The organism is Streptomyces diastaticus subsp. diastaticus, assembly GCF_011170125.1.
In the GTDB taxonomy this organism is placed as follows: Bacteria; Actinomycetota; Actinomycetes; order Streptomycetales; family Streptomycetaceae; genus Streptomyces; species Streptomyces diastaticus.
On sequence record NZ_BLLN01000005.1, the window covers coordinates 475,488 to 490,160 of the forward strand.

Here is a 14,673-nt window from a genome sequence, read left to right on the forward strand (position 1 = left end):
GCCCGGCGGCCGGGGCCCCCGCCTGTCCCACAGGGCCGCCCAGCCTGCCTGGACCGGGTTGTCCCGCCGATTGTGCCGAAGCCCGCGGACCCCGTACGCTCATTTTGTGCCGCTCATAAACAAAACCGGGTCCACCGCCCCGCGCAGCGCCCCCTCCCCCTCCTCCCTGTCGGTCCTCCGCCGCGCCCTCACGGTCTTCTTCGCCCTGGACGGCTTCGTCTTCGCCGGGTGGGTCGTCCGCATCCCCGCCATCAAGGAACAGACCCAGGCGTCCGCGAGCGGCCTCGGGATGGCACTGCTCGGTGTCTCGGCGGGCGCCGTGGTGACGATGACCCTGACCGGGCGGCTCTGCCGGCGTCACGGCAGCGGGCCCGTCACGGTCGCCGGAGCGCTGCTGCTGGCCTTCGGGGTGACACTGCCGCCCCTCACCCACTCCGCGCTCACCCTCGGCCTGGTCCTTCTCGTCTTCGGTGCCGCCTACGGCGGGATCAACGTGGCGATGAACAGCGCCGCCGTCGACGTGGTCGCGGCACTCGGACGCCCCGTCATGCCCACCTTCCACGCCGCCTTCAGCCTCGGCGGGATGGTCGGCGCGGGACTCGGCGGGATCGTGGCCGGGCACCTGTCGCCCACCTGGCACCTGCTGCTGCTCGGCGCCGTCACCCTCCTGGTCACCCTCGCCACCGCGCCGGTGCTGCTCCGGCACCCGGTGCCCGCTCCCGTACGGCCCGAACCTGCCGAGGGGGCCGCCACCGCCCCGCTCGCCGGGCGGGCCCGCGCCCTCGTCGCCGTCTTCGGCCTGATCGCCTTCTGCACCGCCTACGGTGAAGGCGCCCTCGCCGACTGGGGCGCCCTCCACCTTCAGCAGGACCTGGCCGCCCGGCCGGGCACCGCTGCCGCCGGATACGCCGTGTTCGCCCTGGCGATGACGGTGGGCAGGCTCAGCGGGACCGCGCTGCTCGAACGTGCCGGGCGTACCGCCACGCTGGTCGGCGGGGGGATCGTCGCGGCGGCGGGCATGCTCGTCGGAGCCCTCGCGCCCTCGTTGTGGGCCGCGCTCCTCGGCTTCGCCGTGACCGGGCTCGGCCTCGCCAACCTCTTCCCCGTGGCCGTCGAACGGGCCGGGGCACTCACCGGGCCCAGCGGCGTGGCCGCCGCCTCGACCCTGGGGTACGGCGGGATGCTGCTGGGGCCGCCCGCCATCGGCTTCATGGCCGACTGGGTCTCGCTCCCCGCCGCCCTGGTCAGCGTGGCCGTCCTCGCCGGACTGGCCGCGGGGGTCGGATGGGGCACGCGGGGGGCTGCCCGCGCTTGAGCCGGCTCGTCCGGGCCTCACCCGCCCGCCCGGCCCGGGCGGGGCCGGCCACGGCGGGGCCGTCTGCCCGCTTCGCCCGTGCCCGTGCGCCGGGCGGCGGCCGGGCGGTCGTGGTGACCGGGCTTCGTCCCGGCTTGCCGCTGTCGACCGCGCCGGTCACCGGTCGGCCCCGACGCCGGCCGGGGCTCTACAGAGTCGCGGGTTGTTCACCGTCAGGGGCCGAGCGGCGGGCGGAGCGGGGTGCCTCCTCAGCGACTGCCGGGTGCGGGTCAGTCGCACCGAGGCGGCCGTGCACGTCAGTTCGCGGCGGGGGCGCCCCGGCCCGTCCCCGCCGCTTGTCCCGCCGGCGGTCACCCGCCGGCGGGAGGAGAGAAGCGAGGACGTGGTCACTGCGGAGGGGCGGCAGGGGGCAACCCCCCTCCACCGGGGGGGGGCACCCCCCTCCACGCTCCGTCGGTCGGCCGCGGACCGGACCGTGGGGTGGCCGGCAGGGGCAGGACGGGGCCGAGCCGTGTGGACAGCCCGGCCGACGCCGGAGGCCGGTGAAGGGGAGCCCCCTCAGTCACGCCCGGCGAGCACGCGCGCCGCCATCGGGTGATTCCGGATCAACTCGCCCAGGGTCGTGGCCCCACGGGTGACCTTGGCGAAGGCGTTCCAGGCCGGCCGTACCCCGGTCAGCGCGGCGTGCAGCATCCCTGGGCGCCGCGCGAAGAGCTGATGGAGCCGCCGTCCCACGGCCATCTCCACACCGAGTCCCGCCTTGACGGCGAAGGCGTAGTTGAGGGCCTGTCGCCGGGCGTCCACGGCGTCGTGCGCCTCGGCGATCCGCAACGCCCACTCCCCCGCGAGCCTGCCCGAGCGCAGCGCGTAGGAGATCCCCTCGCGGGTCCACGGCTCCAGCAGCCCGGCCGCGTCGCCGCAGACGACGACCCGGCCCCGGGAGAGCGGCGAGTCGTCCGTACGGCAGCGCGTCAGGTGCCCGGAGGACAGGGCGGGTTCGAAGCCGGCCAGGCCGAGCCGGGCGATGAAGTCGGTGAGGTAGCGCTTGGTGGCGGCGCCCTCGCCGCGGGCGGAGATCACCCCGACGGTCAGGGTGTCGCCCTTGGGGAAGACCCAGCCGTAACTGCCGGGCATCGGGCCCCAGTCGATGAGCACCCGCCCCTGCCAGTCCTCGGCCACGGTCTCCGGCACCGGGATCTCCGCCTCCAGCCCGAGGTCGACCTGGTCCAGCTTGACCCCGACATGTGCGCCTATGCGGCTGGCGCTGCCGTCCGCCCCGACCACGGCACGGGCCAGCAGCGTCTCCTCCCCGCGCTCGCCGGAGGGGCCGGTGGTCTGCACGAAGACGGCGACCGTCCGCCGGTCGGGTACGGCGGGCCCGTGCTGCTCCACCCGGAGCACGGTGGCCCCGGTTCGCAGCTCCGCCCCCGCCTTCTGCGCCGCCTCGACCAACCGCTGGTCGAACTCGGGGCGGTTGACGAGGCCGAAGAGCATCTGCCGGGACCGGCGCGTACGGGCGAAGCGGCCGTCGAGCGAGAAGGTCACCGCTCGCACGCGGTCCTGGAGCGGCAGGTCGAAACCGGGCGGCAGATTGTCCCGGGACGGGCCGATGATGCCGCCGCCGCAGGTCTTGTAACGGGGCAGTTCCGCCTTCTCCAGCAGCAGGACGCGACGCCCCGCCACGGCCGCCGCGTAGGCCGCCGACGCTCCGGCGGGGCCTGCCCCGACCACGACGACGTCCCACACCTGCCGGTCGTCACCGGCTGAGTTCTCGCTGCTCACGATGGTTTACCGCTCCCGATCCAGCTTCCTGCCGCGCCTGTCCACGGGCATCCTACGACCGCCTGCGTCCACCGACCGCTGTGGGAGGATCGGCCGTGCATTCGACGCGCGCCCATCCGCGCGCCACTCGTTCAACGTCGCACCCACCAGGAGCGTGCCCATGCCGTCCACTCCGATCGCCGAGTCCGTCGCCGCGCTGATGCCGCGCGCGAAGGAGGAGCTCACCGAGCTCGTGGCCTTCCGTTCGGTCGCGGACGAGGAGCAGTTCCCCCGCGCGGAGTGCGAGGCGGCGGCCGACTGGGTGGCCGACGCGCTGCGCGCCGAGGGCTTCCAGGACGTGGACCTGCTCGACACGCCGGACGGCACCCGGTCGGTCTACGGCTACCTGCCCGGCCCCGAGGGCGCGCGCACCGTCCTGCTCTACGCCCACTACGACGTGCAGCCTCCGCTGGACGAGGCGGCCTGGGCCTCCCCGCCCTTCACGCTGACCGAGCGGGACGGCCGCTGGTACGGGCGGGGCGCCGCCGACTGCAAGGGCGGCTTCCTCATGCATCTGCTGGCGCTGCGGGCGCTGAAGGCCGACGGCGGCGTCCCGGTGCACGTCAAGGTCATCGCCGAGGGCTCCGAGGAGCAGGGCACCGGCGGCCTGGAGCGGTACGCCGAGGCCCACCCCGATCTGCTGCGGGCCGACGCGATCGTCATCGGCGACTGCGGCAACTTCCGCGTCGGCATGCCGACCGTCACCGCCACCCTGCGCGGCATGGCCATGGTGCGGCTGACCGTGGACACGCTGGCCGGGAACCTCCACTCGGGCCAGTTCGGCGGTGCCGCCCCCGACGCGCTCGCCGCCCTGATCCGCGTCCTGGACTCGCTGCGGGCCGAGGACGGTTCCACCGCGGTGGACGGTCTGGCCTCCGACGCCGCCTGGCCCGGCCTCCAGTACCCGGAGGAGGAGTTCCGCAAGGACGCGAAGGTGCTCGACGGCGTCGGGCTGACGGGCGCCGGGACGGTCGCCGACCGGATCTGGGCCCGCCCGTCGGCCACCGTCATCGGCATCGACTGTCCGCCGGTCGTCGGGGCGACGCCGTCCGTGCAGGCGAGCGCTCGGGCACTGATCAGCCTGCGGGTGCCGCCGGGGGTGGACGCGGCCGACGCGGCGGAGCTGCTGACGGCCCATCTGGAGCGCCACGTGCCGTGGGGCGCGCGGGCCCGGGTCGAGCAGATCGGCCAGGGCCAGCCCTTCCGTGCCGACACGAGCAGCCCCGCGTACCGGGCGATGGCCGAGGCGATGGCCGCGGCCTACCCCGGGGAGGAGATGCACGAGGCCGGCCAGGGCGGCTCGATCCCCCTCTGCAACACGCTCGGCTCCCTCTACCCGGAGGCCGAGATCCTGCTCATCGGTCTCTCGGAGCCCGAGGCCCAGATCCACGCGCCGAACGAGTCGGTCGACCCGGTCGAGCTGGAGCGGCTGGCGGTGACGGAGGCGTACTTCCTCCAGAACTACGCACGGACGGCCGCCTCCGGCTGACTCTTCCTCAGCCCGGCGGACCGTGACGAACGGGCGCGTCCAGCGCGTCACCCGGTGGGGCGACCGGTCAGCGCCCGGCAGATACCGGCCGAGGTCGCCGCGCCCGCGCGGGTGTGAGGCGGGGGTCGGGGGTCGCCATGGTCAGGATGTACAGGTACACGGTCCCCGCGCGGGTGTGGGGTGGCCGTCTTCGTGTCACGCACCCGAAGACGGCCACCGGCCCGACGCCTCAAGTCCGCCGGACCGACCGGCGCCCGCCCGGCCGCCCCGGCGGCCCGAGAGCTGCCGGACCACGCGACGTCGGCGCTCCGCGCCCCGGAGCCATATCCGGCCGTCGTGACCGAAGCGGCCAGGGCGGCCCGGCGGAGTCGAGGCGTCGGGCCGAGACGGGCCGGATCGCCACCGGCCGCGCCGGCAGCCGCGGTTCTCGCCGAGGAGACGCCCCACCCCGCCGGAGGGCACGCTCGAGAGCGGCGGAGCCGCCCGCTCCCGGCCGACCACCCCCGCCCCTCTACGATCGTCCCCGTGTGCGCAAACGTGATAGTCGCGGAAGACGACGCGAAGCAGGCCGAGCTGGTACGCCGCTACCTCGAACGTGAAGGGCACGCGGTCACGGTGGTGACCGAAGGTCTCGCCGCGCTGGAGCAGGCCCGGCGCGGCGAGCCGGACCTGCTCGTCCTCGACGTGATGATGCCACGGGCCGACGGCCTCGACGTGCTGCGCGTACTGCGCTCGGAGGGGCGGGAGTTGGCGGTCCTCATGCTGACCGCCCGGTCGACGGAGGACGATCTGCTGCTCGGGCTCGACCTGGGTGCCGACGACTACATGACCAAGCCGTACAGCCCCCGGGAGCTGATGGCCCGGGTGCGCACCCTCCTGCGGCGCACCCGACGGGAGGCACACGGCGGGGAGGACCCGGTGGTGCGGGTCGGGGCCCTCGCCGTCGACCCGCGCCGGCACGAGGTGACGGTGGACGGCGTACGGGTCCCGTGCACCCCGGCCGAGTTCCGGCTCCTGGTGACGATGGCGGCCGAGCCCGAACGCGTCTTCACCCGTGAGCAGCTGCTCGCCGAACTGCACGGCTTCGACCGGTACATCAGCAGCCGGACGGTCGACGTGCACATCATGAATCTCCGCAAGAAGATCGAGCGGTCGCCCCGGCGCCCGGACCGGCTGCTCACCGTCTTCGGCGTCGGCTACAAGCTCGTGGACCCGGCGAAGAAGGCGTCGCGTGCGTCGGCGCGCTGAGTACGCGGGCAGCCGGCTGCCGTTGCACAAGAGTCTGCTCGGGCGGCTGCTGGCCGTGTCGGCGCTGGTGGCGTTCTGTTCGGTCGCCGCGACCGCCTGGCTGGCGGTGCAGACGACGTCCGGGGCGATCGAGCAGGAACAGGGCCGCAACCTTGCCGCCGACACCCGGGTCCTCGACGCGCTCCTCGGTTACGCGGCGGAGCACCCCACCTGGGACGGCGTCGGCAGGACCGTACGGGAGCTGGCGGACACCTCCGACCGCAGGATCACCCTGACGACGCAGGACCGGCGCATCCTCGCCGACTCCGCCGCGCCCTCCCCGTCCCCGCCCGCGCTGCCCTCCGAGGCGTCGGCGGTCGTGGACCCGCTGTCCGTGACCGGCACCGGGTCGGCGACGGTCGGCGCCGCGCCTGTGACGGTCGGCACCCCTGAGGCGACCGGGCCGCCGGCCGGCGGAACGCGGCCGTCCGCCGACGCGGTGCCGCCCGAGGCCGGCGCGGCACCCGACGCGCCCGCGACCGACAGGGCATCACCCGGCCCGCCCGGGACGCCGTCCGGCTCCCTCGTGGTGGCCCGTTCGGAGAACGACCGGATCGATCCCCGGGCAGTCGGCCCGTTCCGGCTCCCGGAGACCGAGCGCACATCGCTCCGGCGCACCGCCGAGGAGGCCGTCCAGTGCCTCGGCCGGTCCGGGATCGCCTCGGACCTGGTCGAGAGCCCCAGCGGGCGCCCCCGGATCCAGGTCGTCGGCAACGACCCCGAACGGGTGCGCGAGAGCCGGTGCCGGACGGACACGCTGAACACGCCCACCAGGACCGAGGTCAAGGCGCTGACCGCGCTCAACGAGCTCGTCAACGCCTGTCTGGACCGGCAGGGACGCGACGCCGTGCAGCTCGACCTCGACCTCTCCTGGGACGCGGGCGACGGTGCGCTCCGCGCTCCGCGGTACGAGCCGGACCGCGAGCCCACGTCCGCCCCCGAGTATCCCGAGGAGCGTGTGGCCACTCCCGTCCCCGCTCCCACCGAGGCGGACCGCGACAGTGAGAACGACCGGGACATCGCCTCGTGCGTCGGCATCGCCCGTCAGGAGCAGCTCAGTTCCCACGTCGCCTCGCCTGCTCTGCTGTTCATCGGTGCCCCGGGGGGCGGCACCGTTCCCGGCTTCGACCTGTCGCCCGCCAACACCGCGAAGATCATCGGAGTCGCCGCGCTCGTCCTCGCGCTCACCGTCGGCGCCTCGGTCCTCGCGGGGGTCAAGCTGGTGCGGCCGCTGCACGCGCTCACCGGTGCCGCCCAGCGCCTGCGGGACGGCCAGGACTCGGCGCCCGTGCTCGTCACCACGGACAACGAGGTGGGCCGGCTGGCCACCGCGTTCAACGACATGGCCGAGCACCGGGCCCGGTCCGAGGAGCAGCGCAAGGTGATGGTCAGCGATGTCGCGCACGAGCTCCGCACCCCCCTGAGCAACATCCGGGGCTGGCTGGAGGGCGCGCAGGACGGTGTCGCGGAACCGGACGCGCTGTTCATCTCCTCACTGCTGGAAGAGGCGGTGCAGTTGCAGCACATCATCGACGACCTCCAGGACCTGGCGGCCGCCGACGCGGGCGCCTTGCGCCTGCACCCCGAACCCACGCGGATCGGTGATCTGCTCGCCCACGTCGCCGCGGCCCACCAGGCGCGGGCCGAGGCGGCGGGGGTCCTGCTGACGGTGGCGACGGACACCCGGGAACCGGTCCCCGAGCTCACCGCCGACCCGGTGCGGCTGCGGCAGGCGATCGGGAATCTGGTCTCCAACGCCCTGCGGCACACCCCGGCGGGCGGGCAGGTGACTCTGCGCGCGTATCCCGCCCCGGCCGGGAAGGACCGGGAGCTGGAGGCCACGAAGGGAGCGTGGGGCGTGGACGAGGTGGTGGTGGAGGTCGTCGACACCGGGAGCGGAATCGCCCCCGGGGATCTTTCCCAGGTCTTCGACCGGTTCTGGCGCGCCGAGAAGTCCCGCAGCCGGCGTACCGGGGGCAGCGGCCTGGGGCTGGCGATCGTCCGCAAGCTCGTCGAGGCGCACGGAGGGTCGGCGGCTGTCACCAGCTCCGTGGGAGAGGGCTCGGTCTTCACCTTGCGGCTCCCGTCGGCGGGACCGGGCACGCCGGACGGCTCCGGGCAGTGCCGCGAGGAGCCCCCGGCGTCCTGACGTGCCGGCGGCGGCCGCCGGCCGGTCCCGGCCAACCCTGATGCGATGCACATGGCCGCCTGACAGGTTCCTCACAACTGCGGTCCAGTCTGTGGCCATGCCCGGCCCCGGCGCGCGTCCGCGCGTCGGCTTCACCCACGCCGGGCTGGAATCGGAGTCCTTCATGTCCCTTCGTCCGACCCTGCGCACCGCGGTCCTGACCGCCACCGCCCTGGGCGCGGTCCTGCTGCCGTCCACCGCGGCCGTCGCCGACAGCGGTGCCTCTCCGGTGCCCACCGTCGACAGTGGTGCCGACACCCCCACCCCCGCGCCCGATTCCCGGCGCGCCGAGCGCGCCGAGCGCGCCGAGTCCCCGGACGCTGAGCCCGTGCCGCGCGGCACGGTGCCGCGTGGCGGCGTGGACGCCGGTGAGCGTCCGGCCGAGTCGGCCGGTGCGACCGCGCTGTACGGCTCGGCGGCCGGCGCGGTCCTGCTGGCGGGCGCGGGCACCCTCGTGGTGCGCCGCAGGTCCGCCGCACAGCGCAACGGCTGATCCCTACCGATGGCGCCGCCCCTCGTGGGGCGGCGCCATCCGCGTCTTCGCCCTCCCCACCCTCGTCCCCTCACAGCCCCGGAGTACCCATGTCCTTCACACCGCACATGCCGCGGCGGATCGCCGTGCTCGCGGCGGCGGCCGGCCTGCTGCTCGCACCGCTCACCGGTTGCGGCACGGACGGCACCCCCGAAGCGTCCGCCGGGGCCCCCTCGCCCACCCGTTCCGCGCGGACGGAGCACGCGCCGGACGCTCCAGCGGCGCCGGCCCCCACCCGCGTCGTGGTGCCCTCGGTCGGCGTCGACAGCACGCTGATGCGGCTGGGCCTCAACCAGGACGGGACGGTGGAGGTCCCGCCCGCCGAGAAGGGGATGACGGCCGGCTGGTACGCGGGCGGGGCCGTCCCCGGCGAGCCGGGCGCGGCCGTGCTCATCGGGCACAACAGCACACGATTCGGCAAGGCCGTCTTCCACGACCTGCACGAGATCACCGAGGGGGCGGACATCACGGTGTCCGACGGGGCGGGCGGGGAAGCGCACTTCACGGTCACCGGGAAGGAGACCGTGCGGAAGGACGGCTTCCCCACCGAGAAGGTCTACGGAGCGACCGGGGAGCGCGTGCTCCGCCTGATCACCTGTGACGGCGACTTCGACGCCGAGGGGCACCCCGTCGACAACCTGATCGTGTACGCGACGCTCCGCTGACCGGCCGGCGGCGGCGAAGCGGGGCGACGGACACCGTCGGTGGAGCGCCAAAGGCGCGGCGTCCGCGCCCGTCGTGTCCTCCGGCTCCGGCACGGCCGAGATCCCGCCGTCGGGTACCGGCCTTCGCCCTCACGCCACCTCGGCGCACCCCCGTCACCGGTCCCGCTCCGCCGGGGTGGCCGTCTCCAGCCTGCTCACCGCGCCCACAACCGGGCTCCCGTCCCTCGAAGAGCGGAGAGGCTGTCGAGGAGGGCCGGGTGGGCCGCCGCGGGGCGAGCGGTGTCACACGCGTCGCCGGCCGGGGCAGTCCCGCCTTGACGCGACCGATGCGCCGTCAGTTCCCCCACCGCAGCGGAATCCCCCGCTCCAGGTAGAGCGGCCCTCCGGAACCCCGAGCCGCCACGGCCCACCGCAACCGCTCGAACCGTACCGGCGGCAGCAGCTCCTCCGCCTCGTCGAGGCCGACGAAGCGGCAGGCTCGCAACTCCGGTCCGGGCAGCAGCATCCCGCCGGCCTCGCGGCTGTCCAGCCGCCCTCCGTCGAAGAGCAGCCGCAGGCCGCCGAAGCCGGGAGGTACGGGTGGTTCCCAGTCCATGACCAACAGGCGCAGCACGCCTCGGTCCAGGTGCAGCCCGGTCTCCTCGGCGACCTCGCGCACTCCGGCGGCGGCGGGCGCCTCCCCCGGCTCGACGATGCCCCCGGGGAACTCCCAGCCGGGCTTGTAGGTCGGGTCGACCAGCAGGACCCGGTCCCGTTCGTCGAAGAGCAGGACCCCCGACGCGACGGTCTCGGCCGTCGGCTCGGGCGTCTGGACGATGTCGCAGGCCCGGGCCCCGCCCTCGTGGAGGAGGTCGGCTATGCGACGCGCGGTCTGCGGCGGCGACAGTTCGCGGGTGTCGAGGACGTACGCGTCCGCCGCGAGCCAGGCGAGGAGTACGGCGCCGTACGCGGCGGCGTCGTGCGGGTGGCGGGAAGCGGTGCGGGCCCCGGCGGGCGGCTCGGCGGCCCGGGCCCGCAGGATCGTTTCCCCAGGGTCGACCAGCACGTGGCTCACCGCGATGCGCCGGGCCGCCAGCGCCCCGAAGATCTCGTCCCGGTACTCCTGGCGCAGCAGACTGCCGGGGACGACCACCTCCGACCCGGTCTCCGCGAACAGCGCGGCGGCCGTGTCGACCACGAGCCGCCGCCACATCGGGAGTTCCTGGAGGTCCGCCACCTCGGCCAGCCGCTTCGGCGGCAGCAGCCGCACGAGTTGTTCCTCGACGGTCTCCGGGTCGAAGAGCACGCTCCGCGGGAGCAGCTCGGTCAGTTCCTTCGCCACGGCGGTCTGGTCCGCCCCGAACGCACCGTTGATCCAGATGATCACGGTCCCCCCTCATCCGTAGACGCCAGTGGCCTGCCCGCCCCACAGTGCCACGGAAACCACTCACCTTCAGAGAGGGCCGCCCGCCGCCGAATGCGCCGGTCGTGCGCCCCAGAGAGCGACTGTGCGCCGGTCTTGTGCGACTGGCGCCCCTACCCTGCCCCGCCCTCACCAGGCGCTGCGCACCCGCGGGGGCGTACGCCCGTTCAGGCGGCTGCGCTGCCGCCTCCGGGCCCCGGCCCCGGCCGTCACCCCCGGAGGACCGCGGCGGCCGCGCCGATGAGTCCGGCGTCCGCCCCGGTCCTCGCGGGGACCACGGTCAGGCCACGTACGAAGGCGAGCGTGGCGTACTCGTCGAGCGCCCGGCGCAACGGGTCGAAGAGCACCTCGCCGGCGGCGGCCACCCCTCCACCGATCACCGCGATCCGGACCTCGGTGAGCGTGGCGGTGGCCGCGATCCCGGCGGCCAGCGCCCGGCCCGCCCTGACGAAGGCCGCGCCGGCCACCGGGTCCCCCGCCCGGGCGGAGGCGGCCACCGCCGCCGCCGAGGTGTCGCCGTCGGGTCCGGGACGCCACCCCCGCGCCAGGGCGCGGGAGGCGATGTGCGGGCCGCTGGCGATGCGTTCGACGCAGCCCCGGCCGCCGCACGGGCACAGCTCGCCGTCGAAGTCGACGCTGATGTGGCCGATGTGGCCGGCGTTCCCGCTGGGCCCGGCGTGCAGGCGGCCACCGAGGACCAGCCCGCCGCCGACACCCGTGGAGACGACCATGCAGAGGGCGTCGTCGTAGCCGCGCGCCGCGCCCTGCCAGTGTTCGGCGGCCGCGACGGCGACGCCGTCGCCGATCAGCCGGACCGGCCGCGCCCCCACCACCTCCCGGACCCGCTCGACGAGCGGGAAGTCACGCCAGCCGGGGATGTTCACCGGACTGACCGTGCCGGCGGAGGCGTCGACCGGTCCGGCGCTGCCGATGCCGAGCGCGCCCACCCGCTCCCACTCGGGCCGGGCGGCGAGTTCCCCGAGCGCGGCGTGGACGGCGCCCACCACCCGTTCACCGTCCTGGCCGGCCGGGGTCGGCCGTCGCGCCCGCAGGACGACACGCCCCTCCCGGTCGACCAGGGCGGCGGCGATCTTGGTCCCGCCGATGTCGAGTGCGGCGGTCAGGTCGGTACGGGTCACGGTCGGAGCTCCTGTGCGGGCACCGGCCGTCGCGGGCGCCTCTGAGTACGTCTCTTGGTCCTGATCCATTGTCTCTCCGGCTTGACAACGTTGTCTACACTCTATGCTCGACGCCACGGCCCCGACAGGCCGGGCCAGACCGGCCGTTCGCGCGACCGGGCCGGGCGTCCGCTCCGCGGCAGGCGGGGCCGGCACACCGGCGGCTGGCCATGCCAGGCACCGGACCCGCGTCCGGACCGAGGACAGGACAGCGCACCGTGGCCCAGACCGCCCACCGCCCCGCACCGCGTTACGGCAACCGCCCGACCATGAAGGACGTGGCCGCCCGGGCGGGGGTGGGGCTGAAGACCGTCTCCCGGGTGGTCAACAGCGAGCCCGGGGTGACGGTCGAGACCGAGCGGCGGGTCCGCGAGGCGATCGACGCGCTCGGCTTCCGGCGCAACGACAGCGCACGGGTGCTGCGCAAGGGCCGCACCGCCAGCGTGGGACTGATCCTGGAGGACCTCGCCGACCCGTTCTACGGGCCCCTCAGTCGCGCCGTGGAGGAGGTCGCCCGCGGCCACGGCGCCCTGCTCATCAACGGCTCCAGCGCCGAGGACCCCGACCGGGAGCGGGAGTTGGCCCTCGCCCTGTGCGCCCGCCGGGTGGACGGCCTGGTGGTCATCCCGGCGGGCGAGGACCACCGCTACCTGGAGCCGGAGATCGCCGCCGGGGTCGCCACGGTCTTCGTCGACCGCCCGGCCGGGGGCATCGAGGCCGACGCCGTCCTCTCCGACAACGCGGGCGGCGCCCGTGAGGGCGTCGCCCACCTCCTCGCGCACGGGCACCGCAGGATCGGTTTCATCGGCGACCTGCCGCACATCCACACCGCCGCCGAGCGCCTGCGCGGCTACCGGCAGGCCATGGCGGAGGCGGGCGCGCCGGTCGACGAGCGCTGGGTGTCGATGGGGCCGACCGGCGCGGAGCGGGTGGCGAGGGAGACCGTGCGGATGCTCTCGGGCCCGGAGCCGGTCACCGCCCTGTTCGCGGGGAACAACCGGGTCACCGTCACCGCGCTGCGGGTGCTGGCCGGCCGGGAGTGGCCCGTGGCCCTGGTCGGCTTCGACGACGTCGAACTGGGCGATCTGCTGCGGCCCGGGGTGACCGTCGTGGCGCAGGACGCCGCACTCATCGGGCGGACCGCGGCCGACCTGCTCTTCGGGCGCCTGGAGGGCCGACCGGCCCGGGCCCGCCGGGTGGAGCTGCCGACCCGTCTGATCGTGCGCGGCTCGGGCGAACTGCCGCCGGCCGGGGAGTAGGACGGCAGACTCCCCGTGGAGCGTGCGCCGGGGACGGCCGCGGCGGCGAGCGCGCAGGCACGCGGGTGGCGCGCCAGGCGGCGGACACCGTGGCCGGCCTCGGGAGCGGCGAGCACCCTGGCCCCCGCGCGCGCTTCCGCCGGGCGGGCGGCGGTGGGGCCGCGCCGCCCGGCGGCCGGTCAGGCCCCCCGCCCGCCGCCCAGTTCGGCGCGGCGGGGACGGGCGTACGTCTCCAGATCGGCGCGGGTGAGGCCGCTCAGGCGGGCGACCTCGCCGTTGTCGAGAGCGCCGCACTCCAGGCCGCGCAGGAGGTGGCCGCTGAGGGCCTTGGCGGTGGCGGGCTCGTCCATGACGTCTCCGCCGGTGCGGTTGGCGTAGGCGGCGAGGCGGGCGGCGGCCCGCTCGAAGCTCTCGCGGTAGAAGGCGAAGACGGCGGCGTAACGGGTCGGGATGTGCGCGGGGTGCATGTCCCAGCCCTGGTAGTAGGCGCGGGACAGGGCGCGGCGGGTCAGACCGTAGTGCAGGCGCCAGGCGTCGTGGACCCGCGCGGTGGGGCCGACGGGCAGCACGTTGGTGGAGCCGTCGCTGACCCGCACGCCGGTGCCGGCGGCGGCGACCTGCATGACGGCCTTCGCGTGGTCGGCGGCCGGGTGGTCACTGGCCTGGTGGGCGGCGGCGACGCCGAGGCAGGCGCTGTAGTCGAAGGTGCCGTAGTGCAGGCCGGTGGCGCGGCCCTGGGCGGCGTCGATCATGCGGGCGACGGTGGCGGTGCCGTCGGGGCCGAGGATGGACTGGCTGGTCTCGATCTGGATCTCGAAGCCCAGGCGTCCCGCGTCCAGCCCGTGGGTCCTCTCGAACGCCTCCAGCAGGCGGGCCATCGCGGTGACCTGGGCGGTGTAGGTGACCTTGGGAAGAGTGAGGACCAGGCCCTCGGGGAGCGGGCCGGAGTCGAGGAGGGTGGTGAGGAAGAGGTCGAGGGTACGGATACCGCGGTCGCGGACGGCCGCTTCCATGCACTTCATCCGGATGCCCATGCAGGGAGCGGCGGTGCCGTCGGCGTAGGCCGCGGCGACGGTGCGGGCGGCGCGGACGGCCGCCTCGTCCTCCTCGGCGTCCGGGCGGGGCCCGTAGCCGTCCTCGAAGTCGACGCGCAGATCCTCGACGGGCTCGCGGGCCAGCTTCGCGCGGACGCGGTCGTGGACGGGGACGGCCAGGTCGTCGGCGAGGCCGAGGACGGCGGCGAAGGAGGCGGCGTCGGGGGCGTGCGTGTCGAGGGCGTCGAGAGCCGCGTCGCCCCAGTCGCGCAGAGTGGTGGGGCCGAAGGCGTCGGCGGGGACGTAGACGGTGTGGACGGGCTGGCGGGTGCCGGGGTCGCCTGGGTAGCGGCGCTCCAGCTCCGCGTCGACCGGGGCCAGCAGGGCCCCGATCTCCTCGGTGACGCCGCTGCTGAAACTGGTGGCCGCCTGCTCGTGCTGACCCATGCCCACACTCTCCTCATTTCCGCTTCTCGGAATCAAAGATCCGCAGTGCGAAGTTA

General features: G+C 75.2%; 11 protein-coding genes. 7 read left to right on the top strand and 4 right to left on the bottom strand.

Annotation, left to right across the window (positions count from 1 at the left end):
- Positions 1–106: 106 nt before the first annotated feature.
- On the top strand, positions 107–1,315 hold the full coding sequence (locus Sdia_RS19725) for an MFS transporter (protein ID WP_115069354.1): 1,209 nt from the start codon (positions 107–109) through the stop codon (positions 1,313–1,315).
- Between the two features lie 558 nt (positions 1,316–1,873).
- On the opposite strand, the gene Sdia_RS19730 is transcribed toward Sdia_RS19725, so the two are convergent.
- Positions 1,874–3,097, bottom strand: coding sequence for a geranylgeranyl reductase family protein (locus Sdia_RS19730; RefSeq protein WP_115069353.1), 1,224 nt, complete (start codon positions 3,095–3,097; stop codon positions 1,874–1,876).
- Between the two features lie 160 nt (positions 3,098–3,257).
- Here Sdia_RS19730 and Sdia_RS19735 point away from each other — a divergent pair, with 160 nt between their 5' ends.
- The 5 genes from Sdia_RS19735 to Sdia_RS19755 all read left to right on the top strand — a co-directional run bounded on the left by Sdia_RS19735 (position 3,258) and on the right by Sdia_RS19755 (position 9,297).
- The gene (locus tag Sdia_RS19735; RefSeq protein WP_100453868.1) at positions 3,258–4,625 is read left to right on the top strand and encodes a dipeptidase; all 1,368 of its coding nucleotides are present in this window, start codon (positions 3,258–3,260) and stop codon (positions 4,623–4,625) included.
- Between the two features lie 525 nt (positions 4,626–5,150).
- On the top strand, positions 5,151–5,873 hold the full coding sequence (locus Sdia_RS19740; protein WP_181844091.1) for a response regulator transcription factor: 723 nt from the start codon (positions 5,151–5,153) through the stop codon (positions 5,871–5,873).
- Entirely contained in the window at positions 5,857–8,061 is a 2,205-nt protein-coding gene (locus Sdia_RS19745; RefSeq protein WP_115069351.1) for an ATP-binding protein, read from the top strand. Before Sdia_RS19740 ends, Sdia_RS19745 begins: the two co-directional genes overlap by 17 nt.
- 163 nt (positions 8,062–8,224) lie before the next feature.
- Positions 8,225–8,593 (top strand): hypothetical protein, encoded by a 369-nt coding sequence (locus Sdia_RS19750; protein ID WP_115069518.1) that lies wholly within the window; start codon positions 8,225–8,227, stop codon positions 8,591–8,593.
- A gap of 89 nt (positions 8,594–8,682) precedes the next feature.
- Entirely contained in the window at positions 8,683–9,297 is a 615-nt protein-coding gene (locus tag Sdia_RS19755) for a class F sortase (RefSeq protein WP_189499919.1), read from the top strand.
- 334 nt (positions 9,298–9,631) lie between these two features.
- Here Sdia_RS19755 and Sdia_RS19760 read toward each other — a convergent pair whose 3' ends face one another.
- Complete coding sequence (locus Sdia_RS19760) at positions 9,632–10,663, bottom strand: NUDIX hydrolase (protein ID WP_100453860.1); 1,032 nt, start codon at positions 10,661–10,663, stop codon at positions 9,632–9,634.
- A 245-nt stretch (positions 10,664–10,908) separates the two neighbouring features.
- On the bottom strand, positions 10,909–11,838 hold the full coding sequence (locus Sdia_RS19765) for an ROK family protein (protein ID WP_100453858.1): 930 nt from the start codon (positions 11,836–11,838) through the stop codon (positions 10,909–10,911).
- 257 nt (positions 11,839–12,095) lie between these two features.
- Here Sdia_RS19765 and Sdia_RS19770 point away from each other — a divergent pair, with 257 nt between their 5' ends.
- Positions 12,096–13,136: a LacI family DNA-binding transcriptional regulator gene (locus tag Sdia_RS19770; RefSeq protein ID WP_100453855.1), complete on the top strand. Its 1,041-nt coding sequence runs from the start codon at positions 12,096–12,098 to the stop codon at positions 13,134–13,136.
- Positions 13,137–13,315: 179 nt separating this feature from the next.
- On the opposite strand, the gene Sdia_RS19775 is transcribed toward Sdia_RS19770, so the two are convergent.
- Positions 13,316–14,617, bottom strand: a complete 1,302-nt coding sequence (locus Sdia_RS19775; protein ID WP_100453853.1) for a DUF6986 family protein — start codon at positions 14,615–14,617, stop codon at positions 13,316–13,318.
- Positions 14,618–14,673 lie beyond the last annotated feature (56 nt).